Annotated in this window: 26 protein-coding genes; 14 read left to right on the top strand and 12 right to left on the bottom strand. The window is 69.5% G+C overall.

Annotation, left to right across the window (positions count from 1 at the left end):
* Nucleotide 1: 1 nt before the first annotated feature.
* Entirely contained in the window at nucleotides 2–772 is a 771-nt protein-coding gene (locus IG04_RS0107350) for a GAF and ANTAR domain-containing protein (RefSeq protein WP_030475787.1), read from the bottom strand.
* Between the two features lie 309 nt (nucleotides 773–1,081).
* On the opposite strand from IG04_RS0107350, the gene IG04_RS0107345 reads away from it, so the two are divergent.
* The 5 genes from IG04_RS0107345 (at nucleotide 1,082) to IG04_RS0107325 (ending at nucleotide 4,869) form a co-directional block, all read left to right on the top strand.
* Nucleotides 1,082–2,137: a PP2C family protein-serine/threonine phosphatase gene (locus tag IG04_RS0107345; RefSeq protein WP_030475786.1), complete on the top strand. Its 1,056-nt coding sequence runs from the start codon at nucleotides 1,082–1,084 to the stop codon at nucleotides 2,135–2,137.
* Nucleotides 2,138–2,220: 83 nt separating this feature from the next.
* Nucleotides 2,221–2,697, top strand: coding sequence for a Ppx/GppA phosphatase family protein (locus IG04_RS48000; protein WP_030475785.1), 477 nt, complete (start codon nucleotides 2,221–2,223; stop codon nucleotides 2,695–2,697).
* Nucleotides 2,698–2,770: 73 nt separating this feature from the next.
* Nucleotides 2,771–3,178, top strand: a complete 408-nt coding sequence (locus IG04_RS0107335) for a four-helix bundle copper-binding protein (RefSeq protein WP_030475784.1) — start codon at nucleotides 2,771–2,773, stop codon at nucleotides 3,176–3,178.
* A gap of 13 nt (nucleotides 3,179–3,191) precedes the next feature.
* Complete coding sequence (locus tag IG04_RS0107330) at nucleotides 3,192–3,569, top strand: sensory rhodopsin transducer (protein WP_030475783.1); 378 nt, start codon at nucleotides 3,192–3,194, stop codon at nucleotides 3,567–3,569.
* An 88-nt stretch (nucleotides 3,570–3,657) separates the two neighbouring features.
* Entirely contained in the window at nucleotides 3,658–4,869 is a 1,212-nt protein-coding gene (locus IG04_RS0107325) for a zinc-dependent alcohol dehydrogenase (RefSeq protein ID WP_030475782.1), read from the top strand.
* Nucleotides 4,870–4,872: 3 nt separating this feature from the next.
* Here the strand turns inward: IG04_RS0107325 and IG04_RS0107320 are convergent, their stop codons facing one another.
* From IG04_RS0107320 to IG04_RS0107300, 5 genes are all read right to left on the bottom strand, one after another.
* Complete coding sequence (locus tag IG04_RS0107320; RefSeq protein ID WP_030475781.1) at nucleotides 4,873–5,874, bottom strand: LacI family DNA-binding transcriptional regulator; 1,002 nt, start codon at nucleotides 5,872–5,874, stop codon at nucleotides 4,873–4,875.
* Nucleotides 5,875–5,930: 56 nt separating this feature from the next.
* On the bottom strand, nucleotides 5,931–7,253 hold the full coding sequence (locus IG04_RS0107315; protein WP_030475780.1) for a GH1 family beta-glucosidase: 1,323 nt from the start codon (nucleotides 7,251–7,253) through the stop codon (nucleotides 5,931–5,933).
* Nucleotides 7,250–8,071, bottom strand: a complete 822-nt coding sequence (locus tag IG04_RS0107310; protein WP_030475779.1) for a carbohydrate ABC transporter permease — start codon at nucleotides 8,069–8,071, stop codon at nucleotides 7,250–7,252. Before IG04_RS0107310 ends, IG04_RS0107315 begins: the two co-directional genes overlap by 4 nt.
* A gap of 2 nt (nucleotides 8,072–8,073) precedes the next feature.
* Entirely contained in the window at nucleotides 8,074–9,045 is a 972-nt protein-coding gene (locus IG04_RS0107305) for a carbohydrate ABC transporter permease (RefSeq protein ID WP_084400798.1), read from the bottom strand.
* 67 nt (nucleotides 9,046–9,112) lie between these two features.
* Complete coding sequence (locus IG04_RS0107300) at nucleotides 9,113–10,396, bottom strand: ABC transporter substrate-binding protein (protein ID WP_030475777.1); 1,284 nt, start codon at nucleotides 10,394–10,396, stop codon at nucleotides 9,113–9,115.
* Nucleotides 10,397–10,704: 308 nt separating this feature from the next.
* Here IG04_RS0107300 and IG04_RS0107295 point away from each other — a divergent pair, with 308 nt between their 5' ends.
* The 6 genes from IG04_RS0107295 to IG04_RS0107270 all read left to right on the top strand — a co-directional run bounded on the left by IG04_RS0107295 (nucleotide 10,705) and on the right by IG04_RS0107270 (nucleotide 18,150).
* Entirely contained in the window at nucleotides 10,705–12,918 is a 2,214-nt protein-coding gene (locus tag IG04_RS0107295) for a glycoside hydrolase family 9 protein (RefSeq protein WP_211257698.1), read from the top strand.
* 115 nt (nucleotides 12,919–13,033) lie between these two features.
* Nucleotides 13,034–13,987: a glycoside hydrolase family 6 protein gene (locus IG04_RS0107290; protein ID WP_030475775.1), complete on the top strand. Its 954-nt coding sequence runs from the start codon at nucleotides 13,034–13,036 to the stop codon at nucleotides 13,985–13,987.
* A 143-nt stretch (nucleotides 13,988–14,130) separates the two neighbouring features.
* On the top strand, nucleotides 14,131–15,282 hold the full coding sequence (locus IG04_RS0107285) for a Gfo/Idh/MocA family protein (RefSeq protein ID WP_030475774.1): 1,152 nt from the start codon (nucleotides 14,131–14,133) through the stop codon (nucleotides 15,280–15,282).
* Nucleotides 15,279–16,427, top strand: coding sequence for a dihydrodipicolinate synthase family protein (locus IG04_RS0107280; RefSeq protein ID WP_030475773.1), 1,149 nt, complete (start codon nucleotides 15,279–15,281; stop codon nucleotides 16,425–16,427). Before IG04_RS0107285 ends, IG04_RS0107280 begins: the two co-directional genes overlap by 4 nt.
* On the top strand, nucleotides 16,424–17,233 hold the full coding sequence (locus IG04_RS0107275) for a sugar phosphate isomerase/epimerase family protein (protein WP_030475772.1): 810 nt from the start codon (nucleotides 16,424–16,426) through the stop codon (nucleotides 17,231–17,233). Before IG04_RS0107280 ends, IG04_RS0107275 begins: the two co-directional genes overlap by 4 nt.
* Entirely contained in the window at nucleotides 17,221–18,150 is a 930-nt protein-coding gene (locus IG04_RS0107270) for a glycerate kinase (protein WP_051769158.1), read from the top strand. The genes IG04_RS0107275 and IG04_RS0107270 overlap by 13 nt, the downstream gene beginning before the upstream one ends.
* A gap of 29 nt (nucleotides 18,151–18,179) precedes the next feature.
* On the opposite strand, the gene IG04_RS0107265 is transcribed toward IG04_RS0107270, so the two are convergent.
* Nucleotides 18,180–19,823, bottom strand: a complete 1,644-nt coding sequence (locus IG04_RS0107265; protein WP_245815850.1) for an RICIN domain-containing protein — start codon at nucleotides 19,821–19,823, stop codon at nucleotides 18,180–18,182.
* A gap of 443 nt (nucleotides 19,824–20,266) precedes the next feature.
* Between IG04_RS0107265 and IG04_RS0107260 the strand changes: the two genes are divergently transcribed.
* On the top strand, nucleotides 20,267–20,548 hold the full coding sequence (locus tag IG04_RS0107260) for a DUF3040 domain-containing protein (RefSeq protein ID WP_051769154.1): 282 nt from the start codon (nucleotides 20,267–20,269) through the stop codon (nucleotides 20,546–20,548).
* Between the two features lie 19 nt (nucleotides 20,549–20,567).
* Here IG04_RS0107260 and IG04_RS0107255 read toward each other — a convergent pair whose 3' ends face one another.
* The 3 genes from IG04_RS0107255 to IG04_RS0107245 form a co-directional block, all read right to left on the bottom strand.
* On the bottom strand, nucleotides 20,568–20,933 hold the full coding sequence (locus IG04_RS0107255) for a DsrE family protein (protein WP_030475768.1): 366 nt from the start codon (nucleotides 20,931–20,933) through the stop codon (nucleotides 20,568–20,570).
* Between the two features lie 70 nt (nucleotides 20,934–21,003).
* The gene (locus IG04_RS0107250) at nucleotides 21,004–22,560 is read right to left on the bottom strand and encodes an HD domain-containing phosphohydrolase (RefSeq protein ID WP_030475767.1); all 1,557 of its coding nucleotides are present in this window, start codon (nucleotides 22,558–22,560) and stop codon (nucleotides 21,004–21,006) included.
* Between the two features lie 33 nt (nucleotides 22,561–22,593).
* Entirely contained in the window at nucleotides 22,594–22,923 is a 330-nt protein-coding gene (locus IG04_RS0107245) for a DoxX family protein (RefSeq protein ID WP_030475766.1), read from the bottom strand.
* Between the two features lie 60 nt (nucleotides 22,924–22,983).
* Between IG04_RS0107245 and IG04_RS0107240 the strand changes: the two genes are divergently transcribed.
* On the top strand, nucleotides 22,984–23,871 hold the full coding sequence (locus IG04_RS0107240; protein WP_030475765.1) for a LysR family transcriptional regulator: 888 nt from the start codon (nucleotides 22,984–22,986) through the stop codon (nucleotides 23,869–23,871).
* A 218-nt stretch (nucleotides 23,872–24,089) separates the two neighbouring features.
* Nucleotides 24,090–25,121: a beta-ketoacyl-ACP synthase III gene (locus tag IG04_RS0107235; RefSeq protein ID WP_051769151.1), complete on the top strand. Its 1,032-nt coding sequence runs from the start codon at nucleotides 24,090–24,092 to the stop codon at nucleotides 25,119–25,121.
* Here the strand turns inward: IG04_RS0107235 and IG04_RS0107230 are convergent.
* Entirely contained in the window at nucleotides 25,118–25,954 is an 837-nt protein-coding gene (locus IG04_RS0107230) for an alpha/beta fold hydrolase (protein WP_030475763.1), read from the bottom strand. The two genes, IG04_RS0107235 and IG04_RS0107230, sit on opposite strands and share 4 nt — an antisense overlap.
* 72 nt (nucleotides 25,955–26,026) lie before the next feature.
* Complete coding sequence (locus IG04_RS0107225; RefSeq protein ID WP_144065134.1) at nucleotides 26,027–26,413, bottom strand: hypothetical protein; 387 nt, start codon at nucleotides 26,411–26,413, stop codon at nucleotides 26,027–26,029.
* Nucleotides 26,414–26,425 lie beyond the last annotated feature (12 nt).

Genomic DNA, 26,425 nt, shown 5'->3' with positions numbered 1-26,425 from the left:
GTCACACCGCCTCCCCGGAACCGGCCTCCGTCGGGCTGGGGCTGGCGATCAGGTCGGCGATGAAGCGTTCGGCGAGTGCGTGCAGTTTGACGTTCTCGCGCTGCGACTGCGCCACCAGCAGCCGGAAGGCCTCGTCCGCGGTGATCGCGTGCACGGCCATGAGAACGCCTTTGGCCTGGTCGATCACGGCTCGCGACCGCAGTGCGGAGCGCAGCTGCGCGGCGAGCTTGAACGCCCGCAGATACATGCTGTGGCTGCGCAGGGCCGTCTCGACGGCGGTGCTGTAGAGGGCGAGCAGCGGAGCATCCAGTTCGTGGAAGCCGTGGCCCTGCCGGGAGTAGCCGTTGATGGCGCCGTAGTGCTCGTTGTCCACGGTCAGCGGCGCGGACAGGAAGCTGCCGATCCCGGCGGCTCGGGACTCGGTGCCGAAGGCGGGCCAGCGGTCCTGCGCCTCCTGGATCGTCGCCCGCACCAACCGGCTCGTCGCGGCCGCGTCCAGGCACGGGCCGGCGCCTGCGGCGTACTGGACGCGGTCCAGCCGCGCCACGAGGTCGCTGGTGCTCGCGGCGGTGAACGGCCTGCCGCCGTCCAGCAGTGTCACGGTCGCCTCGTCCAGACCGGGCACCGCCTGCACGACCTGCTCGCAGACCTGGTGCATCAGCATCCGCAGGTCGTCCTCGCGGCTGAGCGCTTCCGAAAGGCGCTCCAGCGCGGTCGTCACCTCGTCCAGCACGACCGGCAGCGGCCGGTCCACGTGGCTCGACGTCTCCATGGTCATTTCCTCGCCCAATGACGAGGACTCCCCAGACGAGACACAAGGCGGGAATGTTCCCACCGGCTCCTGGTCAAACCGGACAGCTCGTGCGACGACGCGGGGTGTGCTCGTCCACCGCAAAACGTATCCGAGGTGTGTGCCGCGGCTCGGCGCACGGAAGACCACAGACCGAAAGAGCCTAGCGCGTCCGGGCAACTGCTGTGGAAACGCTGCGCCGTCCCGGCGGGTTTGGAGCTGTGGCGTCAGGGAAGCCCGGTGAATCGGGTGCACGTCCGTCACCGGAGAAGTGCCGAAGGTGCGACACGAATGAACCACGACCTGCAGCTCCGCGCGTTGTCGCTCGCTTTCAGCCGAGCCGGCCTGACGCCGGAGCAGCTGTGGACGCGGTACTTCGCTCTGGGCGGGGCGGCGGGTCCGATGGAGGTCGAGGCGTACCTGCACGGCCTGATGCCGTTGCCCGCGTTGCAGCGCGACATGCTGGCGCACGCGATCAACGAGCGTTTCGACGAACTGAACTGGCCGCACCGGGTGCCCTACACCTTCCCCGCACGGGGCAGCGGCCTGCTCGACGGCATGCGCAAGGCGCCACCGGAGCGCCTGCGCGCAGCCGCAGCGCTGGCGGGCCGGGCACCGGGGGTGCGGATCGCGATCTACCTCGTCGGCTACGACCAGCAGACCCTGCACCCGCTGCATGACCCGGAAGCCGGCATGCTGGAGCCCTGCCACGAGGCCGGCGGTGACGCCTTCGACTGCACGTTGTCGCCGACAGCCGCGTCACTGGCCATCTTCGACGCCGTCGGGCACACCCCGTCCAGCGGGTTCGTGGCCGCGGCGGCACTGGCCGCCTGCCGGAGCGACCGCCGCGTGGGCCACGGACTGGTCGACCAGGCCCGCGCCATCGACGAGACGATCAGCCGCCAGTTCCCCGGCGGCGCGTTCGCCACCGGTGTCCTGGCGGAGCTCGACCTGGGCAGCGGACGGCTGCGCTACCTCAACGCCGGTCACCCGCCACCACTGCTGCTGCGGTGCGGCAAGGTCGTCGGACGCCTCACCGGTGGACGACGACCGCCCTTCGGCCTGGGGACCGGTGAGCTCGTGATCGCGGAGGAGACGCTGCAGCCCGGCGACTGGCTGGTCCTGCACACCGACGGCATCACCGAGGCACGCGACGACGCCGGGGAGTTCTTCGGCCAGACCCGGCTGACGGACTTCCTCGAACGGGAGGCCGCGGCGCGGCGCCCGCCACCGGAGACAGCCCGGCGGCTGATCAAAGCCGTGCTGGCGCACCAGAACGGTGCCCTGCGGGACGACGCCTCCATCCTGCTGGCCCGCTGGACGAAGAGCGACGAACCGGAGTTATGAGCCGCGGCAGGAGAAGTTCCGTTTGCCCGCCCCGATTTCGGGTATCTGGAGAGCCTCGATGGCGAGGTGCGAGGTGATGGCGCGTGTCCGAGGAGCCCTGCCGGGTCGGCGTTCTCGACGTCGGTTGCTTCAGCGCGCACCTGGTCGTCGTCGACCGCCACGAGGGGTCGCTGCTGCACCCGGTGCTGTCGCACAAGGTGAGGCTGCGGCTGGACCAGGCCCTCGAGTCCTCCGGGGAGATCAGCCCCGCGGGCATGACCGGGGCGCGTGCGCAACGAGACGGGCTCTTCGTCGCGCGTCAGCTCCGTGCCGCCGACCTGGAGAAGTGGATTCCCCGGCTGGCGAAACTGCCGGCGGCCGAGCGCACGCGGCTTCCCGGCATCTCCGAGCACCGCGCACACCAGTCGCTGGCCGGTGCGATCGCCGCGCGGGCGCTCATGGAGGCGACCGGTCACGACGTCGTGGACATCTGCCCGTGGTCCACCAGGGAAGGCCTGCTGATCACCCTGCTGGAGCAGCCTCCGCGGCACGCGGGCGGCGGCCTGGTCGCCGTCGCCTGACCGTCGTCGCGTGGTTCGCCGGGACGCCCTGGGGTAGCCGTGTCGGGAGTGATGCCGACTGAGGAGGGCTGACGTGACCACGACGACGCTGCCGATGCTGGAGAGCTACCCGGCGGAGATCAACGTGGACAGGGCCAAACTGGCGGCGGCGATCGACGCGTTGGTCGCCTGCGCCGAGGCGTGCACCGCATGCGCTGACGCGTGTCTGAGCGAGAGCTCGGTGGCGGAGCTGACGAAGTGCATCCGCACGGACCTGGACTGCGCGGACATCTGCGGCGCCACGGCTCGGGTCCTGTCGCGGCACACCGCATACGACGCCAACGTCAGCCGGGCGTTGCTGGAGGCGTGTGCGGTGGCGTGCAAGGCCTGTGGTGACGAGTGCTGGTCGCACGCGAACATGCACGAACACTGCCGGATCTGCGCCGAGGCCTGCCGCACGTGTGAGGCCGCCTGCCGGGACCTGCTCGCCACCATCAGCTGAGCGGAGCCTGTCCATGCAGAACGCTCTGGGACAGCGCACCTGGGTGATCGCGGAGGGGCACATCCCCGGTACCGGGCACGGCGAAGGCCCGGCCCTGGAAAGCCACGAGACCGCGTGCATCCTCAACGCCTCCGACACGGACGCGCACGTGGAGATCACCGTCTACTTCACCGACAGGGAACCGGTCGGCCCCTACCGCTTCACGGTGCCCGCGCGACGCACGCGGCACCAGCGGTTCAACGACCTGACCGACCCGCAACCGATTCCACGGGACACCGACTTCGCCACGGTGCTGCACAGCGACGTCCCGGTCGTGGTCCAGCACAGCCGCCTCGACTCCCGCCAGGCCGAGCTGGCGCTGTTGTCCACCATGGCCTGGCCGGCGGGCTGACGCGGTCGATCCACTGTGGACCGTGTTTTTGTCGTCTGTTCGGCGGGAACTCGGGCCAGGAGGACGTCGACGAAAGAGGGGAAGCGCCGTGAAGGCAGTGGTGTGGCACGGCATCGGTGACATCCGTCTGGACACCGTGCCCGATCCGAAGATCCTGGAACCGTCCGACGCGATCGTGCGGATCACCCGCAGCGCGATCTGCGGCACGGACCTTCACATGGTGCGCGGCACGATGCCGGGCATGGTGCAGGGCACGGTGCTCGGCCACGAGGCGGTCGGTGTGGTCGAGGAGGCAGGCCCGGCGGTGCGCGGGTTCACGCCGGGCGACCGGGTGGTGGTGACCTCGACCGTCGGGTGCGGCACGTGCTCGTACTGCCGGGCCGGGTACTTCGCCCAGTGCGACACGGCCAACCCCAACGGCCCGTCGGCGGGCACGTGCTTCTTCGGCGGCCCGGAGATGACCGGACCGGTCGACGGCCTGCAGGCCGAGTACGCCCGGATCCCGTTCGCGATGACGACGCTGGTGCGCGTTCCCGACGCGGTGAGCGACGACCAGGCCATCCTGCTGTCGGACATCTTCCCGACGTCGTGGTTCGGCGCCCGGCTCGCCGAGGTGGGCGACGGCGACACCGTGCTGGTGCTGGGAGCCGGTGTGGTGGGCCAGTTCGCGATCGCCTCGGCCAAGCGCCAGGGCGCGGGCCGGGTGCTGGTGGTGGACGGCATCGCGTCGCGCCTGGACAAGGCCCGGGAGCAGAACGCGGAGACCATCGACTTCAACGTCGAGGACCCGGTCGCGCTGGCGAAGGAACTGACCGGCGGCGTCGGCGCCGACCGGGTGATCGAGGCCGTCGGCGTGGACGCGCAGCGCCCGGAGCGCGGACCGGCCGCCGAGCAGTACGAGCAGCAGGCGGAGCAGTTCGAGCAGGAACGGTCCCAGGCGGCACCGGACGCGGCGCCGCGGGGCGAGCAGTGGGTGCCGGGCAACGCGCCGAGCCTGGCGCTGCGGTGGGCCGTGCAGGCCGTCGCGAAGGCGGGCACGATCGGGGTGATCGGTGTCTACCCGGCGGGGTTCGACCGCTTCCCGATCGGGGAGGCGATGAACAAGAACCTCACCCTGAACATGGGCAACTGCAACCACCGCCGCTACCTGCCGCAGTTGCTGGACCTCGTCGTCAGCGGCACCGTCGACCCCACGGCGTTCATCACCCGCCATAAGGACCCGGTCGACGCCATCGAGGCCTACAAGACCTTCGACCGGCGCGAGGACGGCTGGCTCAAGACCGTCCTGGACGTCGCGTGAGCTTCAGGCCGAGTCCCGGATGATCAGTTCGGTGGGCAGTATCAACGACGTCGGCTGCTCGCCGTTCAGCAACCGGATCAGCATCCGCGTCATCTCGCGGCCGAGTGCCTCGATGGGCTGCCGGACCGTGGTGAGGGCGGGCTGGGTGTGCTGCGCGGTGACGATGTCGTTGAACCCGACGACCGCGACGTCCACCGGAACCCGCTTGCCGCGTTCGCGAAGCACGGCCAGCGCTCCGGTGGCCATGGCGTCGGAGGCGACGAAGACGGAGTCCAGGTCGGGGTGATCGTCGAGCAGGAGCTTCATGGCGGCGGCACCGCTGGACTCGCTGAAATCGCCGTGTGCCACGCGCTTGTCGCTCAGGCCCGCGAGGACGACGGCTTCGCGGAAGCCCATGTAGCGCGACATGCCGGCGTGGGTGTCGAGTTCGCCGGTGATCGTGGCGATGTTCTTGCGGCCGGTCGAGATGAGGTGCTCGACGGCCGTGCGGGCGCCGCCCCGGTTGTCCGCGTCGACGTACCACTGGGGAGCGCGGTCGAGCGAACGTCCACCGTGGACGGCGGGCAGGCCACTGTCCTCCGCCATCTTCGACAGCGGGTCGTTCTCCTTGAGCGCCAGCAGCATCACGCCGTCCGCGCCGCGCGACTGGAGCACCTGCCCGAACCTGTCCCTGCCGCGCTGGGAGGCGGCGAGCAGGAGCATCAGGTGCAGATCCGTCTCCTCCAGCACCGCGTTGACACCGGTGATCACCTCGGCGAAGAAGAGGTTGGCGAACAGCGCCGGGTCGTCACTGGAGATCACCAGGACGACGGCACCGCGGCGCTGGCTCGCCAGTGAGCGGGCGGCGGTGTTCGGCACGTAGCCCAGGTCCGTGATGGCGTTCTGGACCGCGCGCTTCGACTTTTCGCTGACGTGGCGCGCGTTGTTGATGACGCGGGACACGGTGCCCGTCGAGACGCCTGCGCGTTGCGCCACTTCCTCCAGGGTCGGAGGTCGGGTGTTCATCTGGCGGTCTCCCTGTCTGCGTCGGCGTGCGTCGAGCGTAGCAATTCTGTAAGCGCTCACAGACCGCCGCGCCGGATCACGCCGGCGTACCAGCGGGCACTGTCCTTCGGGGTGCGCCGCTGGGTGTCGTAGTCGACGTGCACCAGGCCGAACCGCTGGGCGTAGCCGAAGGACCACTCGAAGTTGTCGAGCAGCGACCAGGCGAAGTAGCCCTTCAGCGCGACGCCGCGGCTGATCGCCTCGGCGCAGGCCCGCACGTGCCCGTCCAGGTACGCGACGCGGCCGGCGTCGTGCACCTCGTCGTCGAACGCGGCGCCGTTCTCGGTGACGTACAGGGGAACGTCCGGATACTCGCGGTCCAGCCGCAGCAACAGGTCGAGCAGGCCGTGAGGGTCGATCTCCCAGCCGATCGACGTCCGTGCCCGGCCACCGTCGAGGTGCTGGACGTGCTCGGAGCCGACGTAAGCGGACGGACGGGCTTCCGTGCCGTGGCCGACGAGCATGGGGGAGTAGTAGTTCACGCCGAGGAAGTCGATCGGCGCGGCGATCGTCTTGAGGTCGTCCTCCTGCACGAAACCGAAGTCGGTGACGGGTTCGAGGTCGCGCATGACGTCGGCGGGGTACTCGGCGAGCAGCAGGGGATCGAGGAAGATCCGGTTCTGCATGCCGTCGATGCGGCGCGCCGCGTCGACGTCCTCGTCGGCGTTCGAACCGGCCGTGACGTGGGAGAGGTTCAGCGTGATGCCGACCCGTGCGTCCGGCATCGCCTGTACCGCGAGTCCGTGGCCCAGCAGCAGGTGGTGCGCGGCGCGGATCGACGCGGCGGGCTCTTGACGTCCGGGTGCGTGCCGGCCGGTGGCGTAGCCGAGGAACGCGGAGCACCAGGGCTCGTTGAGCGTCGTCCAGTGCGCGACGCGGTCACCCAGTGCCTCGTGCACGATCTGCGCGTACTCGGCGAACCGCAGCGCGGTGTCCCGTTCCGGCCAGCCGCCGGCGTCCTCCAGCGGCTGGGGGAGGTCCCAGTGGTAGAGGGTCGGCCACGGCTGGATGTCGTTGTCCAGCAACGTGTCCACGAGCCGCCGGTAGAAGTCGAGGCCGCGCTCGTTGGCGGCACCGGAGCCGAGCGGCTGCACCCGCGGCCAGGCGATGGAGAACCGGTAGGCGCCCAGGCCGAGTTCGCGCATGATCGCGACGTCCTCGGGGTAGCGGTGGTAGTGGTCGGCGGCGACCGCGCCGCTGTCACCGTTGTCCACCTTGCCGGGGGTCGCGCAGAAGGTGTCCCAGATGGACGGAAGACGACCGTCCTCGGCGACGGCGCCCTCGATCTGGTAGCTGGAGGTGGCCGCGCCCCAGAGGAAGCCGGGTTCGAACGTGGTCATGCCTTGACCGCCCCTTCCATGATGCCGCCGATGATCTGGCGACCGAACGCGATGAACACGAGCAGCAGCGGAACGGTGGCGACCAGCGCTCCGGTGAACATGAGCGTGTAGTCGGTGTAGTAGGTGGTCGAGAGCTGCGACAGGGAGAACTGGACGGTCGGGTTGTCCGCCTCGAGCACGGCGAGCGGCCACAGGAACTCGTTCCAGGTGCCCATGAACGTGGTCAGCGCGAGGACCGCGGCGCCGGGGCGCAAGGCGGGCAGCACGATCGTCCAGAAGATGCGGAACGTGCTGCAGCCGTCGATGCGCGCGGCCTCGATGAGCTCGTCGGGCACGGCCTGCTCGGCGTACTGGCGCATGAGGAAGACGCCGAACGCGGACACCAGCGCCGGCACGACGATGGCTTCCATCCGGTTCTGCCAGCCCAGCTCGACCATGATCATGTACAGCGGGATGATGCCCATCTGCACCGGGATCATCATGGTGGCGAGGATGACGAGCAGCAATGCGTTGCGGCCGCGGAACTTCAGCTTGGCGAACGCGAAACCGGCCAGCGAGGAGAAGAACACCACCGACACGGTGACGACCGCCGACGTCAGCAGCGAGTTCCACATGCCCAGCAGGAAGTTCGCGTCCTCGGCGCCGAACAGCCTGCCGAGGTTGTCCCACAGGTTCGGGCCGGGCGCGAGCGGTGGCGGCCAGTCGCCGACCACGTCGTTGGAACGGGTCGCGACGACGAACAGCCAGTACAGCGGGAACGCCGAGAGCGCGATGCCCACGAGGAGCGTGGCGTAGAGGAGGGGCTGGGTCTTGCGCATGGCTACTTCGACCTCCGCGTGATCAGGAAGTTGACGACGCCGAGCACGGTGATCAGCAGGAAGATCATCCACGCCACGGCGGAGCCGTAGCCGTAGTCGAAGTCCCGGAACGCCTTCTCGAACATGTACATCGACACGGTCTGGAACTGGCGCAGGCTGCCGCCGGAGATGGCGAAGCTGCCCTGGCCGAAGATCAGCGGTTCGGTGAAGAGCTGCATGCCCGCGATGGTGGACATGATGACGGTGAAGACGATGGCGGGCCGGATGTTCGGGACGGTGATGCTCCAGAACTGCCTGATCTTGCCCGCACCGTCCACTGTGGCCGCTTCGTACAGGTCCTTCGGGATGGCCTGCATGGCGGCGAGGTAGATCAACGCGTTGTAGCCGGTCCACCGCCAGTTGACCATGGTGGCGATCGCGGTCCAGGACGACCACTTGTCGGCGCGCCAGTCGACCGCGTCGACGTTCACGAGGCCCAGCAGGCCGTTCACCATGCCGGCGTCGCGGTCGAAGATCTGGCTGAACACGATGCCGACGGCGGCCACGGAGGTGACGATCGGCAGCAGCACGCCCATCCGCAGGAACGTCACGCCGCGCAGCTTCTGGTTGAGCAGGCTGGCCAGCACCAGTGCCATCAGCAGCTGGGGCACGGTGGCGAGCACGAGCATGCCGAGGGTGTTGTAGACCGAGTTCCAGAAGTCGGGGTCGGCGAACAGCGTGACGTAGTTGTCGAGCCCGACGAACGCGCCGGCACCGGTGATGTCCCAGTCGTGCAACGAAACCCAGGCCGTGTACACCAGCGGGAACAGGCCGAACACCGCGAAGATCACGAAGAACGGCGCGATGAACAGGTAGGGCGACCATCTGACCTCGACGCGCGAGATCCGGTTCTTCAGCCCGGTGCGTGGTCGCCCAGGAGGTGCGCTCCCGGGCGGGGTGCTCGTGGCCGTCCTCGGCCGCAGATCAGTCGCCAACGTGTGTCCTCACGAGGTGGGAATGGCAGCCGGGGCGGACGTTCCACTCGCCCCGGCCGCCAGGTCGTTACTTGGCCAGGCGCCGGGCGTCGTCGACGGCCTTGGCCCAGGCCTCGCCGGGCTGGAGCTTGCCCTGCTCGACGGCGAGCAGCGCGTTGCCGACGCGGTCACCGATGGCGTTGTTGTCCGGGCCGAGGTAGACGGGCTTGAGCGCCTTGACGCTGTCGCCGAAGATCTTGCCGACGGGCGCGTCGTTGAAGTACGGGTTCCTGAAGTCCTGCACCGCCGGGTCGTCGATGGCCTGCGGCGAGGACGGGAAGTTGTTCTTGGCCTTGAACGCGGAGGTCTGGCCCTTGGCGCTGGTCAGGAACTTGACCAGCTCGGCGGCTTCCTTCTGGTGCGTGCTCTGCGTGGGGACCGCGAGGAACGAGCCACCGCGCACCGCGCCGTTGCCCGGCACCTTCGTGACGTCCCACTTGCCCTTGTTCTCGGGGCCGGCCTGCTTCTCGATCGTGCCGAGCATCCAGGACGGGCAGGGGATCGTGGCGAAGGTGCCGTTCTTGAAGCCGGCGTTCCACTGTGGACTCCACTGCTCGATGTCGGCCGAGAGACCGGCCTGCACCATTTCGATCGACTTGTTCCACGTCGACCTCACCGCCGCGTTCGAGTCGATCACGAGCTTGTTCGAGGCGTCGTAGTACGTGTGGTCGCCCGACTGCATCAGCATGTTCAGGTAGAGGCCGCCGGTCGAGTCGTAGAACCCGACGTCCGGGGACTTCGCCTTGAACTGCTTGCCCGTCGCGATGTAGGCGTCCCACGTCGGCCAGAGCCTGCCGACCGCGTCACGGTCGGTCGGCAGGCCGGCCGCCTCGAAGAGGTCCCTGCGGTAGCACATGCCCTGCGCGCCGACGTCCGTGCCGAGGCCGATGACCTTGCTGCCGTCCGATGTGGACGCCTGCTGCCACTTCCACGGCAGGAAGTTGCCGGAGAGTTCCTTGGCGCCGTGGTCGAGCAGGTTCACGAACTGGTCGGGCTTCGCCATGAACTGCGAGAGGATGCCCTCCTCGATCGCGACGACGTCGCCCGCTCCCTTGCCGGTGGCGAGCCACTGCTGCAGCTTCGGCGTGTAGTCGCCGAGCTTGCCGATGTTCTCTTCCTTGATCTTGATGCCGGGGTGGCTCGCCTCGTATTCCTTGTACAGCTCGTCGTAGCCGAACTGACTGAACGTCTTGACGACCAGCGTGACGTCCCCCGACGCGGAGTCGGCGGTGCCGCCGCCGCACGCGGACACGGCGACCAGCGAGCTGAGCAGAGTTGTGGCGAGCAGAGTGCGCCTCGGTCGAACGCCCATCGAAGAACCTCCAGTTGGCGGATGGTCCGCAAGCGCTAACAACTGATTTGGAGCGCTCAGCGGCCACTAGAAACACCGTTCACCTGCTGCGACGCTGCGGCTTCGGCCGGTGTGCGCCCATCGGGATCGGGGGAGACTGTGAGCGCTTACAGGACTGTAACCACGACGCCATCCGGATGTGAAGAGGTAGCCCCGGTCACATTTTGATGACGCGGGATCGTTGACACGCGGAGTCCGGTGGGTGAACATTCGCTCCGACGCTGCGGTGGTGCCGGAAGACTTCGACCCGAGAGGGCTCCGGTATGTCCGTGAAGAACAGGCTGCTTTCAGCCGGTTTGCCGCTGGTCCTGCTCGTCACGATCGCGCCTCAGGTGAACGCGGCCGAGGCCTACGAGCGGGTGCTCAACGGCAGGTTCGACAGTGTGAAGACCCCGTGGTGGAGCAGCGGAATCGCTCCATCCACTGTGGCCGATGGCAGGTTGTGTGCGCAGATCCCGGGCGGTACGGCCAACCCGTGGACGGCGATGATCGGCCAGAACGACATCCCGCTGGAGGCGGGGCAGCCCTACACCCTGCGCTTCACCGCGACCGCGACGAAGAACGTCACGGTGCGGGCGGCGGTCGCGCTCGGCGTGGCGCCGAACACCACGGTGCTGAACAAGGCGGCCGCGCTGACCGGCACTCCCCAGGCGTTCGAGTTCACCGGCACGTCCACTGTGGCCACCCGCACCGGCGGCCAGGTCGCGATCCAGGCCGGTGGTGTGTCGGCCGAGCCGTACACGCTGTGCATCGACGACGTGTCGCTGACCGGCGGCATCATCCCGCCCGGCGGCGGCTGGGACTACGGCTCACCGGTGCGCACCAACCAGCACGCCTATCCCACGGCAGGTACCAAGCGCGCCTCGATCGTGAACAGCTCCGCGACGCCGCTCGACTGGCAGCTGCGCGACGCCGCGGGCACCGTCGTCAGGAAGGGGAAGACGCAGGTCAAGGGCAAGGACGCGATGACGCGCGACGACGTGCACATCGCCGACTTCTCGGCCTACAAGAAGGCTGGAAGCGGTTACAGCCTGACCGTCGGAACCGACAGCAGCTACCCGTTCGACATCACCGACAAGCCCTACGACCAGCTGCGACGGGACTCGCTCGAGTACTTCTACCACAACCGCAGCGGCATCCCGATCGAGGCGAAGTACGTCGGTGAGGCCTATGCCCGGCCCGCGGGCCATGTCGGCGTCGCGCCCAACAAGGGCGACATCCAGGTGCCCTGCCTGCCGGGGGAGTGCGACTACTCGCTGGACGTGAGCGGCGGTTGGTACGACGCGGGCGACCACGGCAAGTACGTCGTGAACGGCGCACTTGCAGCGTGGCAGCTGATGGACACCTACGAGCGGTCGCTGTACACGTTCGACATCGAGGGCTTCCGTGATGGGCTGCTGTCCATTCCCGAGCAGGACAACCAGCGGCCCGACGTGCTGGACGAGGCACGCTGGCAGGTCGAGTTCCTGCTGAAGATGCAGGTCCCGGCCGGCAAGCCGCTCGCGGGCATGGTCCACCACAAGATCCACGACCTGGCCTGGACCGCGCACCCGATGCTGCCGCACAACGACCCGCAGCCGCGTTACCTGCACGCCCCGTCGACGGCCGCCACGCTGAACCTCGCCGCCGCCGGAGCCCGGTGCGCCCGCGTCTACCGGATCTGGGACCGTGCCTTCTCCGACAGGTGCCTCGCCGCGGCCGAGACCGCGTGGAAGGCCGCGCTGGCCACCCCCGCCAAGTACGCCCCGAAGGAGGACAGCGTCGGTGGCGGCGCTTACGACGACACCAACGTCACCGACGAGTTCTCCTGGGCCGGGGCCGAGCTCTACGCGACGACCGGCAAGCGCGAGTACCTGAACAAGGTCACCACGAAGCTGACCTCGGCGGGGTTCTCCTGGAAGGACACCGGCGGGCTGGCCGACCTCACGATCATGCGCCTGCCGCTGAAGTTCCCGCTCGACCGCGTGATCACCGCCCGGTCGCGGATCGTCGACGTCGCGGACGGCCACCTGCGGGACCTGAAGTCGCAGGGTTACCCGAACCCGTCCAAGCCCTCCGACGGCCTGTACGCCTGGGGGTCGACCAGCGCCACGCTCACCGCGTCGATGATCATGGCGATGGCCTACGACACCACGCGCGACCGCAGGTACAGCGACGCGGTGCTGGAGTCGATGGACTACCTGCTCGGCCGCAACGGTCTCAACCAGTCGTTCATCAGCGGCTACGGCGAGAAGGCCAGCAGGAACCAGCACCACCGGCACTGGGCGAACCAGGTCGACGCCAGGCTGCCGAACCCGCCGGCCGGTTCGCTCGCGGGCGGCCCCAACTCGGGCCTGCAGGACCCGGTGGCCCAGCAGAACCTGCCCGGCTGCGCCCCCGCCAAGTGCTACATCGACGAGCTGGGCTCCTGGTCGACCAACGAGGTCGCCGTCAACTGGAACTCGGCGCTCGCCTGGGTCGCGGCGTTCGCCGACACCCGCTGACCCGTCCCTCCCCACACCCGAGAACTCCCACCGCCCCCGCCCGCACAGTGCCGTGCGGGCGGGCCCGCGGTGGGCGGAAGGAAGTACGAACAGTCCCATCGAGAGGAGATCCACAGTGCGGTGGATTGCCCGTTCGACGGTCGCGGTCTGCGCGGTCATGCTGCTGTCTCCGACAACCCCTGCCACAGCAGCCAACCCGCTCGACCTGACCAGCGGTTTCTACGTCAACCCCAACTCCGCGCCCGCCACCTGGGCCCGGAACAACCCGAACGACTCCAGGTCCGCGCCGATCCAGTCCTCGATCGGCTCCAAGCCGATCGCGCGCTGGTTCGGCAACGACGCCAACATCGGTTCCACGGTCGCCAACCACGCGGGCGCGGCGGACGGGCAGGACAAGCTGCCCGTGCTCGTCGCGTACAACATCCCCAACAGGGATGCCTGTGGCGGACACTCGGGCGGTGGCGCCGGCAGCGCGTCCGCCTACCGGACCTGGATCTCCGGCTTCGCGGCCGGGATCGGGACCAAGCCGGCGGTCGTGATCATCGAACCGGACGCGCTCGCCGCCTACGGCTGCCTGACGGCGGCGCAGCGCACCGAGATGGCCGGGCTGCTCAGGTACGCCACCGAGCAGTTCAAAGCCAAGGCGCCCAACACCTACGCTTACCTCGACGCGGGCAATGCCGGATGGGGCACCCCGTCGACCATCGCGTACCGGCTGAACGAAGCCGGCGTGGCCAACATCCGCGGGTTCTCCGTCAACGTGTCGAACTACTACACGACCAGTCAGTCGATCACCTACGCCGGCTCGGTGAACAGCTTCCTGCCCGCCGCGAAGCCGTTCGTGGTCGACACCAGCCGCAACGCCAACGGGCGCAACTCCGACCCGGGCGGCTGGTGCAACCCGGCGGGCGCCAAGCTCGGGGTGACCGCCCAGCGGGGCGGAGGAGCCGACATGCTGCTGTGGGTGAAGACGCCCGGCGTCTCGGACGGCCCCTGCGGCATCGCGCCGAACACGCCCGCCGGGACGTTCAACCCTGATCTCGCCATCCGGCTGATCAACGGCACCTGATTCGAGGGCCAGGGGCACGGTAGGAGTCCAGACCCGCGTGCCCCCGGCGTTGCGGACTGTATCCGGAAAGCGCTTACCATCATAGTCGGCAGTCGGACCGAGCCGTGTACGGTAAGCCGGAAAGCGCTTTCCAAGGAGGCAAGATGGCAGTGCGCACGCTCGGCGTCGTGATGAACGGGGTCACCGGCAGGATGGGCTACCGGCAGCACCTGCTGCGGTCGGTGCTCGCGATCCGTGAGCAGGGAGGAGTGCTCCTGCCGGACGGGTCGCGCGTGCAGCTCGATCCGTTGCTCGTCGGCCGCAACGAGGACAAGCTCGCCGAGATGGCGAAGCTCCACGGCCTGACGAAGTGGACGACCGACCTCGACGCCGCGCTCGGTGACGACGCGTACCCGCTGTACTTCGACGCCCAGCTCACCGCCGTGCGCGAGAAGTCGATCATCAAGGCGATCGACGCCGGCCGGCACATCTACACCGAGAAGCCCGTCGCCGAGTCGGTCGAGGGCGCGCTGGACCTGGCCCGCCGTGCGGCGGCGGCCGGGGTGAAGAACGGCGTGGTGCACGACAAGCTCTACCTGCCGGGTCTGCTGAAGTTGAAGCGGCTGGTCGACAGCGGCTTCTTCGGCCGGATCCTGAGCGTGCGCGGCGAGTTCGGCTACTGGGTGTTCGAGGGCGACTGGCAGCCCGCGCAGCGGCCGAGCTGGAACTACCGCGCCGAGGACGGCGGCGGCATCACCGTGGACATGTTCTGCCACTGGAACTACGTGCTGGAGAACCTCTTCGGTGGGGTGCAGGCGGTGACGGCGCGGACCGCGACGCACATCCCGGCGCGCTGGGACGAACAGGGCGCCGAGTACCAGGCCACGGCCGACGACGCGGCGTACGCGATCTTCGAGCTGACCGATGGAGTGATCGCCCAGCTGAACTCGTCGTGGTGCGTCCGGGTGCACCGCGACGAACTGGTGGAGTTCCAGGTCGACGGCACGCACGGCAGCGCGGTCGCGGGCCTGCACGGATGCCGGGTCCAGCCGCGTGAGGTGACGCCCCGGCCGGTGTGGAACCCCGACCTGCGCGAGACGCAGTCGTTCCGCGACCAGTGGCAGGAGGTGCCGGACAACGGCGAGTTCGACAACGGCTTCAAGGCGCAGTGGGAGCAGTTCGTGCGTCACGTCGTCGCGGACACCCCGCACCCGTACGACTTCCTCGCGGGCGTGCGCGGCATCAGGCTCGCCGAGGCCGGTCTGAAGTCGTCGGACGAGGGCAAGCGGATCGTGCTGGGAGACGTGGCGGTATGAGCATCCTCCTGCCCGGCTCGCAGGAGCCGTACGTACTGCGTGAACCGACTCAGTGGGGCAAGCCCTCGGCGCCCATCAGGTCACGCGTGGCGTTCGCGGCGGCGCACGTCGTCGCGGACCCGTCGGGGAACAACGCCCCCGGCGAACCGGCGGTCGTCGACTGGGACAGCACGCTCGCGTTCCGCAGGCACCTGTGGTCCTACGGCCTCGGGGTCGCGGAGGCGATGGACACCGCGCAGCGCGGCATGGGCCTGGACTGGGCGACGACACAGCAGCTGATCCGCCGGAGTTCGGCCGAGGCGGTGGCGGCGGGCGGCCGGATCGCCGCCGGCGCCGGTACCGACCACCTCGCCGCCGAGGTGTCCGATGTGGACTCCGTCCTGCGCGGCTACTCCGAGCAGCTAGACGTCGTGCAGGAGGCCGGCGCGCAGGTGATCGTGATGGCCAGCAGGCAGCTGGCACGCGTGGCGTCCGGGCCCGCCGACTACCGGCGCGTGTACGACAAGCTCCTGCCCCAGGCGGAGAGCCCGGTGGTCCTGCACTGGCTCGGCTCGATGTTCGACCCGGCGCTCACGGGATACTGGGGCAGCACCGACCTGTCCGTCGCGACCGAGGCGTTCCTTGACCTGGTGCACGAGCACGCGTCGCGGGTCGACGGGGTGAAGGTGTCGCTGCTCGACGCCGAGCACGAGAAGGCGTTGCGAGCGCGTCTGCCCGAAGGCGTCCGGCTGTACACCGGGGACGACTTCAACTACCCCGAGCTGATCAAGGGTGACGGCGAGGCGGCGAGTGACGCGCTGCTCGGCATCTTCGCGGCGATCGCGCCGGCGGCGTCAGCGGCCTTGCGGGCGCTCGACGCCGGTGACCTGAGCGCGTACGACGAAGCGTTCGAACCGACCGTTCCCCTGGCGCGGCACGTGTTCGGCGCCCCGACGTACTACTACAAGACCGGGATCGCCTTCCTCGCCTGGCTTTCCGGGCTGCAGCCGGGATTCTCGATGGTCGGCGGCCTGCAGAGCGCACGGTCGCTGCCGCACCTGGTGGAGACGTTCCGGCTGGCCGACGCGGCCGGCCTGCTGCCGGACCCGCCGCTCGCGGAGCACCGGATGAACCTGCTGCTCGACGTCCACGGAGTCGCGAGATGAACCGCCTGTCGCTCAACCAGAAGACCATCAACTCCAGCACCCTGCCCGAGGCGATCGACGCGTGCGTCGCCGCGGGTATCGAGTCGATCGGGGTGTGGCGCGAGCCGCTTGCCGCGGTGGGCGTCGAACGCGGTGCCGAGCTGATCGCGCAGGCCGGGCTGAGGGTGTCCTCGTTGTGCCGTGGTGGTTTCTTCACCGGGCCCGACCGCGCGGCCGTGCTCGCCGACAACCGGAGCGCCATCGACGAGGCTGCCGCACTCGGCGCGGACTGCCTGGTGCTCGTGGTCGGTGGTCTGCCGGACGGGTCGCGTGATCTGCGTGGAGCACGGGCTGTCGTCGCCGAGGTGCTGGGAGAACTCGCGCCCTACGCGGCGGAACGCTCCGTGCGGCTCGCGTTGGAGCCCATGCACCCGATCTACTGTGCGGACCGGGGAGTGCTGTCGACGCTCGGGCAGGCGCTCGACCTGGCGGAGCGGTTCGATCCCGAGGTCGTCGGCGTCGTCGTGGACACGTTCCACGTGTGGTGGGACCCGGACCTGGAACGCCAGATCGACCGCGCGGCCGGGCGCATCGCGTCGTTCCAGGTGTGCGACTGGATCACCCCGCTACCCGCGGACACCCTGCTCGCCCGCGGTGTGATGGGCGACGGCCACATCGACTTCCGCCACATCGCCGATCTCGTGGCGAAAGCCGGTTACACCGGCGACGTCGAGGTGGAGATCTTCAACGCCGACCTGTGGGCGCGACCGGCCGACGTGGTGGTGCCGCTGATCGCCGAACGCTTCGCGGCGACATGCGCGTCCTGATCGCCCCGGACTCGTTCAAGGGCACCATCGACGCCGCCGGAGCCGCTGAAGCCATCGCTGCGGGCTGGCGTGCGGTGCGGCCTCACGACGAACTCCGGTGTCTCCCGCTCGCGGACGGTGGTGAGGGCACGCTCGCCGCCCTCACCACCGCCGGCGCGGAACTGGTTCCGGCCCGCGTGCTCGATCCGGCCGGCCGCGCGATCGACGCCCACTGGGCGTTGAAACGGGACGGAACGGCGGTGGTGGAGCTGGCCGCCGCGGCAGGCCTGCCCCTGCTCGGCGAACGTGCTCCGCTGACCGCGAGCACCTTCGGCTTCGGGCAGCTGCTGCGCGCCGCGGCCGGACACCCCGGCACCCGGCGGATCGTCGCCGCACTGGGAGGTTCGGCCACCACCGACGGCGGCGCAGGCGCGCTGACCGCCCTCGGCGCGATGTTCCGCACCACCGAGGGCATCCCGATCGCCTCCGGCGGCGGTGGCCTGACCACGATCGCCTCGGCGGACCTGTCCGCGTTGGTCCCGCCGGGCGACGTCGTGTGCCTGGTGGACGTGGACACTCCGTTGCTCGGCCCTACCGGCGCCGCACACAGGTTCGCTCCCCAGAAGGGCGCGAACGCCGACGATGTCGTCCTGCTGGAAGCAGGCTTGGCCAGGTTCGCCGATGTGCTCGGCGGCGACCGCGACGCCCCCGGCACCGGTGCGGCGGGAGGTACGGCGTTCGGACTGGCCACGGCCTGGGGCGCACGTCTCGTGCCGGGTGCGCGATTCGTCGCGGACCTCGCCGGACTGCCCGCCGCACTCGGCTGGGCCGATCTGCTGATCACCGGGGAAGGCAGGCTCGACGAGCAGAGCTGGTCCCGCGGGGGGGACTCCCCCCGGGGGGGGGGGAGCCGGCCCAGGCCTGGCCCGCACGGCTGACGTGCGGACCCGGCCTGGTTCGGGGTGGGTCAGAGTGCGACGGGCCTGCCTCCGAGGGTGACGACGAGCTTGCCGTCGGAGGCGAACGACCAGCCGAGTGCCCCGGTGTAGGAGGCGCACCGGGAACCGTTGGTGCCCGACCAGAACTGGTTGGAGGTGTCGGAGTTCCCGACGGTCTTGTCGTTGCTGCCACTGCCGCTGCGGCAGGACGTGTTGGTGCGGAAGACCGAACTGCCCGCGTCGAAGGAGAAGTTGCGTTCGGCGTTGTCGATGCTGAGGTTGTTCGACACGGTCATGGTGCCGGGGTTGCGGTTGTAGGTGAAGCCGTGCTTGCCGTTGTCGAAGGCGATGGTGCGGCGGATGACGTGGTTGACGCCGATGTCCTCGCCGCCGAGCTTGAAGCCGTTGCGGTCACCGTTGCCCGCCTGGCCGCCGTTGCTCAGTGTGCCGTTCTCGTACGCCAGGGAGTCCTCGATGGTGACGGCGCCGATCGGGCCGGTGTCGGACTTGGTGTAGAGGTCCCAGCCGTCGTCGATGTTGTTGTGCGCCACCGAATAGCGGAACACGTTGCCGGGGCCGGAGGTGAGCTTGGCGGCGAACCCGTCGGCGTCCTCCCCGTCGGAGTCGGCGTTGTCGTGCGACTCCGCGCCGAGGATGAGGTTGTTGGCGGGCCACTGCTCCTTCGGCGTGCTGGACAGCATCCGGGAGAGCTGCAGGCCGGTGTCGCGGTTGAAGCGGGTGATCGTGCGTTCGAAGATGTTGTTGCTGCCACCCACGAAGATGCCGTTGTCCCCGGCCCGTTCGACGATGACGCCCTGGACGTGCCAGTACGAGCCGTTCACGGCCAGGCCCCGGTTGGCCGGGTCCTCAGCCTGCGCCGAGAAGTTCAGCACCGGCTTCTCGCCCTGGTAGGCCGTCAGCTTCTTGCGCGCGCCCGCCGTGCCGTTGTTGGTGGGCGGGATCGTCACCGTCTGCGAGAAGCTGTACGTGCCGCCGCGCAGGAAGATCGTGCCACCCGCCGCCACCCGCGTGAGGGCGGACGTGAGCGTCGTCGGATCCGAGAGCGTGCCGGAAGCAGCGTCACGACCGGTCGGCGCCGCGTACAGCGCGTCGGCCGGCGGCACACTTGTTGTTGTCGTCGTCGTGGTGGTTGTGGTGGACGTCGTGGTGCTGGTGGGTCCGCCACCGGCCGGTGCGAGAGTCCACTGCTTGGTGGCTGCGCCATCGCAGGAGTTGGTCTGCACCAAGGCTCCTGCCGTCGTGGCGTTGTCCTTGACGTTCATGCACTTGCCACCGTTGGCGTTGACCAGGCGGTAGTTGCTCCCGCTCGCGGTCAGCGCCCAGACCTGGCTCCCGGCACCGTTACAAGCCTCCAGCTGGATCGGCTTGCCCGCGCTGGTCGACGCGTCCCGCACGCCGACGCACAGGTCGCCCGCGGTGATCCGGAACCCGCCGCTGACCTCGGTCAGCACCCAAGCCTGATCGGCGCACGCCTGCTGCCGGAGCTGCGTGCCGCTCGACGGGCTCGCCCCCGCGTCGAGGCACTGCCCGCTGCCGGCGTTCTTCAGCACGTACGTGCCCGCCGCGTTGGCGAGCGCTGCGGTGCCAGGCCAGGCCGCGAGCATGGTGACCAGCGCGACGACCGCGCCTCCGGACACCAGTCCAGCGCGCACGCGACGTTTTCTCGCCAGGCGGGCAGGCTGTTCTGAAATTCCCATGGAGACTCCGCTTCCAACACTGAACGAGAAAGAGGTCCGGCCGGATGTGAGGCCATTTCTCGTCGGATGTTAGGAGGCTCTCCGAAGGTCGGTCAACGATGAAATTTCCCGTGGTCAGAGGGTGCTCGGAGTCGAATGAATCGAATGGACAGGTCAGTATGCTTCGAATCGATCACCGGTCTGTTCGACGAATTCGGAATGGTCATGCTTGTGAACAGGAGGAGGCAGCCAAGGCGGTCGGACGGGCTATTTCCGGTTCATGACCGTGAATCTTCGCGACTTCTTCGTGGCCGACGTCGTGGTTTATCGCGAAAGACCGGGCTGATGATCGGGAACCTTGACTGGTCCCGTGCGTTGACTCTGGTGAAGCCCTGAGCCACCCAGCGGGAGGACCGGACGTGCAACTGCCGGACCACGAGCAGCAGGAACTCGACGAGATCGAGCGCCACCTCGCCGAGGACGACCCGAAACTGGCCGCCAAGCTCAACCGCCCGGCGGCCAGGGTGCCGCGCCGGACCGCGGTCGTCGCCGGAATGCTGTCGCTGCACGTCATCGGCCTGCTCGTCGTGGTGGCCGGGGTGACCTTGTCCTCCGTGGTGCTCGTCGCGCTCGGCGCCTGCGTGATCCTCGGGGTGTTCGGCGGGTTCGCGGTCCGGGCCTGGCACGAGCGCGAGAAGTAGCGGAGTTCCGGAAGCGTCGTCAGTAGCTGAACGTGGTCGCGGGCTCGTCGCCGATCCACTTCCACATCGGGATGGTGCCGTTCACCTCCGCGCCGGGAATGAGGTGGTCGGCGTCGAGGTGCTTGGCGTTGAAGCAGAGCGGGCAGACGTAGTAGCGCCCGCCGGCCGCCTCGTAGCGCTGGAGGAGGTCTCTCAGCGGTGGGCAGCCGTCGCATGCGACGCCCGCCGCGGTGCCGGTCAGTGCGAGGCGGACCGCTTCCTTGGACAGGAACATCAGCGTCTCGTGCCCGGTCTCGGCGGCGCCGATCGCGACGAGGAACGCGACGGTCACCTTCTCCGCGTCCTCGAGTCCCGTCGACAGACTGATGACTGCTTTGTTCGACATGATGTGCTCCCTGTTCGTCGGTAACCGCGACGTTAGGAGCGGGGAGGGCCCGTGTCGTCGGGCGTTCTCCCTACAGATCGAGCGGGTCGAGCAGGCCGTTGCGCAGCGCGAACAACGTCGCGGTCGAGCGGGACGAGGCGCCGGTCTTGGTGTAGATCCGCTCGATGTGGGTGCCTGCCGTCTTGCGCGAGATCCCCAGCCGTTCGGCGACCTCGCCGGTCTGCGCGCCGCGCGAGATCAGGATCAGCACCTCGACCTCGCGCGGGGTGAGCCCGGCCGGGCCCGACACCCGCCGCCGGGCGCCGTTGCCCGCGGCGGCGAGGACGGTCTCGGCCGCGTCGCCGTCGAGCGCGCCGGTCCGGATCGCGTCCCGCACCGCGCTGACGGCCTGCTTGTCGGTCAGCGCCGTTCTGTGCGCTCTCGGTTCGAGCATCGCCCGGTACGCGCACGCCGCGGCCAGCAGGCGCCCGGTCATCGGCATCGCCGCGCCGGACAGGCCGCGGTGGTAGCCGGTGCCGTCCATGCGTTCGTGGGCTGTCGCCGCGATCGCGCCCAGCCTGGCCAAGGCTGCAGGGCGGGCGAGGACGCGCTCGGTGTAGTACGAGCTGAGTCGCACGCGCTCCCAGTCGGTGGCGGACAGCGGTCCCGGCTGGTCCAGGATCGTCGCCGGTACCCCGTGCAGCCCGATGTCGTGCAGCAGGCCCGCGCGCCGGGTGGCGATGACGTCGCCGGCGGGGAGCCCCATCGACCGGGCCGCCGCGCCTGCGAGGTCCGCGACGCCACGGGAATGCCCGGCGCGCGAGGCACAGCGCAGGTCGGTGAAGTCGGCGAACGCCTCCAGCGCCGTGTCCAGCTCGCCCTCCGTCAGCGGACGCCGCAACCGTGGATCCGCTGTCAGCACGTCGATCCCGGTGCCGGCCTCGGACAGCACCTCCGGCGCGTGCGCGATGAACGCGTCGACCACGTCGGGTGCGAACTGGCGGCCTCGTCGTGCTCTGGCGACTTCGAGCGCGTCGTCGATCCCGCCGGTCCGATACCGGACCTCGACCACGTCGGCCAGGTGCAGCAGGCGGATGATCGGCGCGATGTCCGGGCCACCCACCCCCTGCGGCACCCCTCGCCCGTCCCAGCGGGTGAAGAACTGCCGCAACGCCGTCACCACGTCCGGGCCGAGCCCGAGCCGATCCGCCAGCGTCGAGGTCGTCGTGCAATGCGACTGCATGCCCCGCATGACGTTCTGGCCGCCGGTCGTCAGGATCGTCGTCGCCACCCGGAGCCGGTGCCACATCGGTCCGCCGCGACCGGCGCGGCGCAGGAAGAAGCCGAACCCCTCCAGTCCGGCGAGATCGGCCCCATAGCTGTCGGAGCGGAAGGCGATGTCGTCGCCGAACGACGCGGCCACCTCCGGTGAGTCCGCGACACAGCCGACCCAGGCGAGCATCGAGACGTAGAACAGCGACTGCCGCTGGTCCTCCGGCAGGCCCATGCGTTCGGCGAGCCGCTCCGCGATCCGCCACGACCGGAGCACGTGCTCCATCGGCTGGCCCAGCCCGAGGTCCGTCGCCAGCGAGAACGCGGCCAGCAGCTCGGCCAGATGGATCCCGGCGTCCCGGTCAGCGACCTCCATCGGCGAAGAGTAGTCGGTCCGACTGCGCGGACGTCACCATTGACTGACGAGCGAGGCGGCGGCGAACCCCAGAAACACGGCGGGGTACGCGATGTCGCGCAGCGCTTTCCGCCGCACGTGCAGTGCCACGGCCCCGACGAAGAACAACGTCAACCCGCCCGCCGCGGCGACACCGACGTGAGGCACCCCGGCGAGCCCGGCGGCCAGGCCCAGGGCGCCGGCGGCCTTGAGCACGCCGAGCGGCAGGATCCATCCGGGCGGCAGATCGAGCTTCTTCGCGTTGTCCCGCACGAACTCGGCGCTCGCGAGGTCGGCGGTGGCCGCGGCCGTGTTGAGTGCGATGGTGACCAGTTCGAAGATCATGTTCCCACTGTCGGCGGGGAACACGTGCCCGTCCAATACCCGTCGCCATAACCTGGCGGAATGGACGTGGACACGAGGCTGCTGCGCTACTTCGCCGCCATCGCCGAGGAGGGCAACCTCACGCGCGCGGCGCAACGCCTGTTCGTGTCGCAACCAGCGCTGACCAAGCAGCTCAAGCACCTGGAGTCCCACCTGGGCGTGCGGCTCTTCACGAGGTCCAGCACGGGCATGACGCTGACCAGCGCGGGCCATGCGCTCGCGGCGCGTGTGCCGGCGGTGCTCGTGGCCTGGGACGAGGCGGTGGCCGAGACGAAGGCGGCCTCCCGCGTGCTGCGCGTCGGGTTCCTGTCCAGCGCGGCGAACGAGGCGACGCAGGGCATCGTCGCGGCCTTCCGCGAGCGACGGCAGGGCTGGCGGGTCGACATGCGGCAGGCGCCGTGGTCGGACCCGACCGCGGGTCTCGCCACCGCGGAGGTGCCGGTCGCGCTGCTGCGCCTGCCGTTCCCCGGGCAGGAGTCGTTCGGCGTGCGGTCGTTGTTCCACGAACCTCGTTGGGTGGCCCTGCCTTCCACGCATCCGTTGGCGGGACGTGACGAGATCGCCTTCGCCGAACTGGTGGACGAGCCGGTCGTCGCCGCGCCCGGAGGCAACGGGGTCTGGCGCGACCACTGGCTCGCGATGTCCGAAAGGGATGGTCGGGAGGTGCGCGTCGGCGCCGTGACGGAACAACCCGACGAGTTTCTGAGCGCGATCGCCCACGGGTACGGCATCGCGCTGGTTCCGGCGTCCACCGCCCGCTTCTACGCACGGCCCGGTGTGGTGTACCGCCCGGTAACCGGCGTCAGTCCCAGCGAAGTGGGCGTGGCGTGGCAACCGGACGCGGACGAGGCCGTCACCGACTTCGTCCGGTGCTGCCTGGCACTCGCCCGCACCGACGCTGAGGCGTGACGGCTGACCAAGGCCGCGCACGTCAGGGAGTTCTACCGGCGAGTAGGACCATGGAATGCACTGTGGACGGCGCGAACCTGAGCGGCTTTCATGTCAGCAATCCTTGTGCGCCAACGGATTCGCTACCGGTGAGTAACCACCGGTCGTCACGTGACGAACCGCACCGGGCGTGCCCCTGCCCTGTCCGGCTCGGGTACTTTCGGCCTTGGTTCATCCACATGTTGAGAAGAGACGACCCGTTGACCGAGCACGCCCCGCGCCCGATTCCCGTCCTGGAAGCCGTAGCGGGCTGCGTGCCGCCCAGGGTGGTGTCGAACGAGGACCTGCCGCAGCACTGGGAGACCAGCGACGCCTGGGTGCGCAGGCGTACCGGGATCGGCACCCGGCACTGGGCGGGGGAGGGCACGTCCACGGGTGACCTCGCGCTGACCGCGGCCGAAGCCGTGCTGGCCAAGTGCGCGACCAGGTCGGTGGACCTGGTGCTCGTGACGACGTCCACGCCGGACCACCCGATCCCGGCGATGGCGCCCGCGCTGGCCGCGAAGCTGGGGCTGGCCGGGGTCGCGGCGTTCGACGTCTCCGCGGTGTGCACGGGGTTCGTGTACGGGCTGGCCACGGCGAGCGGGATGATCGCCTCGGGAATCGCCCGGCGGGTGCTGCTGGTCGCGGCCGACGTCTACTCGACGTTGATCGGCCCGGACGACCGCAGCGCCGGTGTGGTGTTCGGCGACGGAGCCGGTGCGGTGGTCCTGCGCGCGGGTGAGCGCGGCGAGCCGGGGGAGATCCTCGGCTTCGACCTGGGCAGTGACGGTGCGGGCCACGACCTCATCACCGTGCCGGGCGGCGGTGCGCGGGATCGGGCGGAGCCGGGCCGGTTCGGAGAGCAGGACCGGCACTTCCGGATGAGCGGGCGCGAGGTCTACCAGCACGCCGTCGCCCGGATGACCGAATCCTCGCTCGCCGTGCTCAAAAGCGCGGGATGGACGACGGCGGACGTCGATCGCGTTGTCGCGCATCAGGCCAACGCGCGGATCCTCTCGTCGGTCGGCAGTCGGCTGTCCATTCCGGACGAGAAGATCCTCGGCAACATCGAGAGGGTCGGCAACACCGGTGCCGCGTCCATCCCGCTCGCACTCGCGGATGCCGTGGCACGGCAGGAGATCCACGCCGGGGAGCGGGTGCTGCTGACCGCGTTCGGTGGCGGTCTCACGTGGGGCTCCGCCGTGCTCGTGTGGCCGGAAGCCGACTAGGCGCGGGTCAGCGTTTCCGCCAGGAACGGCAAGGAAAGCGCGAGGACCTCGTCGGGCGTCTGCACGTGCGGGTAGTGCCCGGCACCCTCGATGATCGCCAGCTCACCGCGTCCCCGAGGCAGGTCGGCGACGACCTTCTCGCCCTCGGCGCGCGGGTCGGCCCAGTCGGGATCGACGCTGCCCATGACGACCAGGACCGGGCAGGTGACGTTGGCCAGCTGCGCGCCGGCGTCGGCCGGGCTGGACTTGCCCATGGCCTGCAGGGCCTTCATCCGGCCGGGTTCGCGCAGCTTGGCGTCGATGCGGGCGAGCTCGGCGTCCCAGTCGGCGGGCTTGGCCGGCGTCGCCAGGTCGAGGTACTTCTTCCAGCTCTCCAGGCTTCCGCCGACCAGGACCTTCGCGAGCTGCGTGTAGCCCGCGCGGAAACGCTTGACGCGCAACAGGCCTGCGAGGTCGAGGGACTGTGCGCGGGTGAACGGCGCGAGCTCGACGACGCCGGTGATCACGTCGGGCGCGGTGGCGGCCGCGATGGTCGCGGCGCCGCCGCTGATCGACTGGCCGATGATCACGGCGGGGCCGCCGAGGTGGCGGGCGACGGCGACCAGGTCGCCCGCGATGTCGGTGCGGCTGTAGCCGTTCCATTCCACGCTCGAGTCACCGCAGCCGCGGATGTCGACGTTCGCGACCCGGTACCCCCTCGCGGCCAGCGCCGGGGCGAGGAAGCGGTAGGAGTGGCGGCTGTCGCCGATGCCGTGCGCCAGCACGACGAGAGGCCCCTGCCCGATCACGTCGTAGGCGATGGTGCCGCCGTCGATGTTCAGGTACTCGGTCATGCCGTCCTCCGCCCCAAAGCTAATGTCCTTAGCTAGAAGCTAAGCTCATTAGCTAGCGCGTGTCAACGGGTGTCAGCGTCCGGTGGTGAGTTCGTCCGGCGGATCGCATTCCCGCACGACCCACTGGTCCTTCGCGTTGTCCCAGGAGACCCGCAGCCACTCGTCGCCACGAGGAGGAAGCCGGACCTGCTTCAGCCGTTCGGTCATCTGAGGAGTCATCCGGGACGGCATCCGGAGCACGACTCGAGTGTCGTCGGAGAACAGGGTGACCGTGCCCGAGTCCTTGATCTCGTCCTTGGTCCGCTTGCGGTCCGGCCTGGACAGCAGCTCCTTGATCTTGGCGTAGACGTCCTCGCCGCCCTTGGTGACGATCGCCTGGACGAACGGCAGCAGCGCCGAGCCCGCGGCTGCTCCCATCAGGACGTCGAGCACTCCGCGATCGGACTCGTCATCGGTCATGCCGACCATGAT

Origin of the sequence: Lentzea albidocapillata, from assembly GCF_000719115.1 — a bacterium.
Taxonomy (GTDB): Bacteria; Actinomycetota; Actinomycetes; order Mycobacteriales; family Pseudonocardiaceae; genus Lentzea; species Lentzea albidocapillata.
Note: the sequence above shows the minus strand (reverse complement) of the source record. Positions and strands in the feature narration are given on the sequence as shown.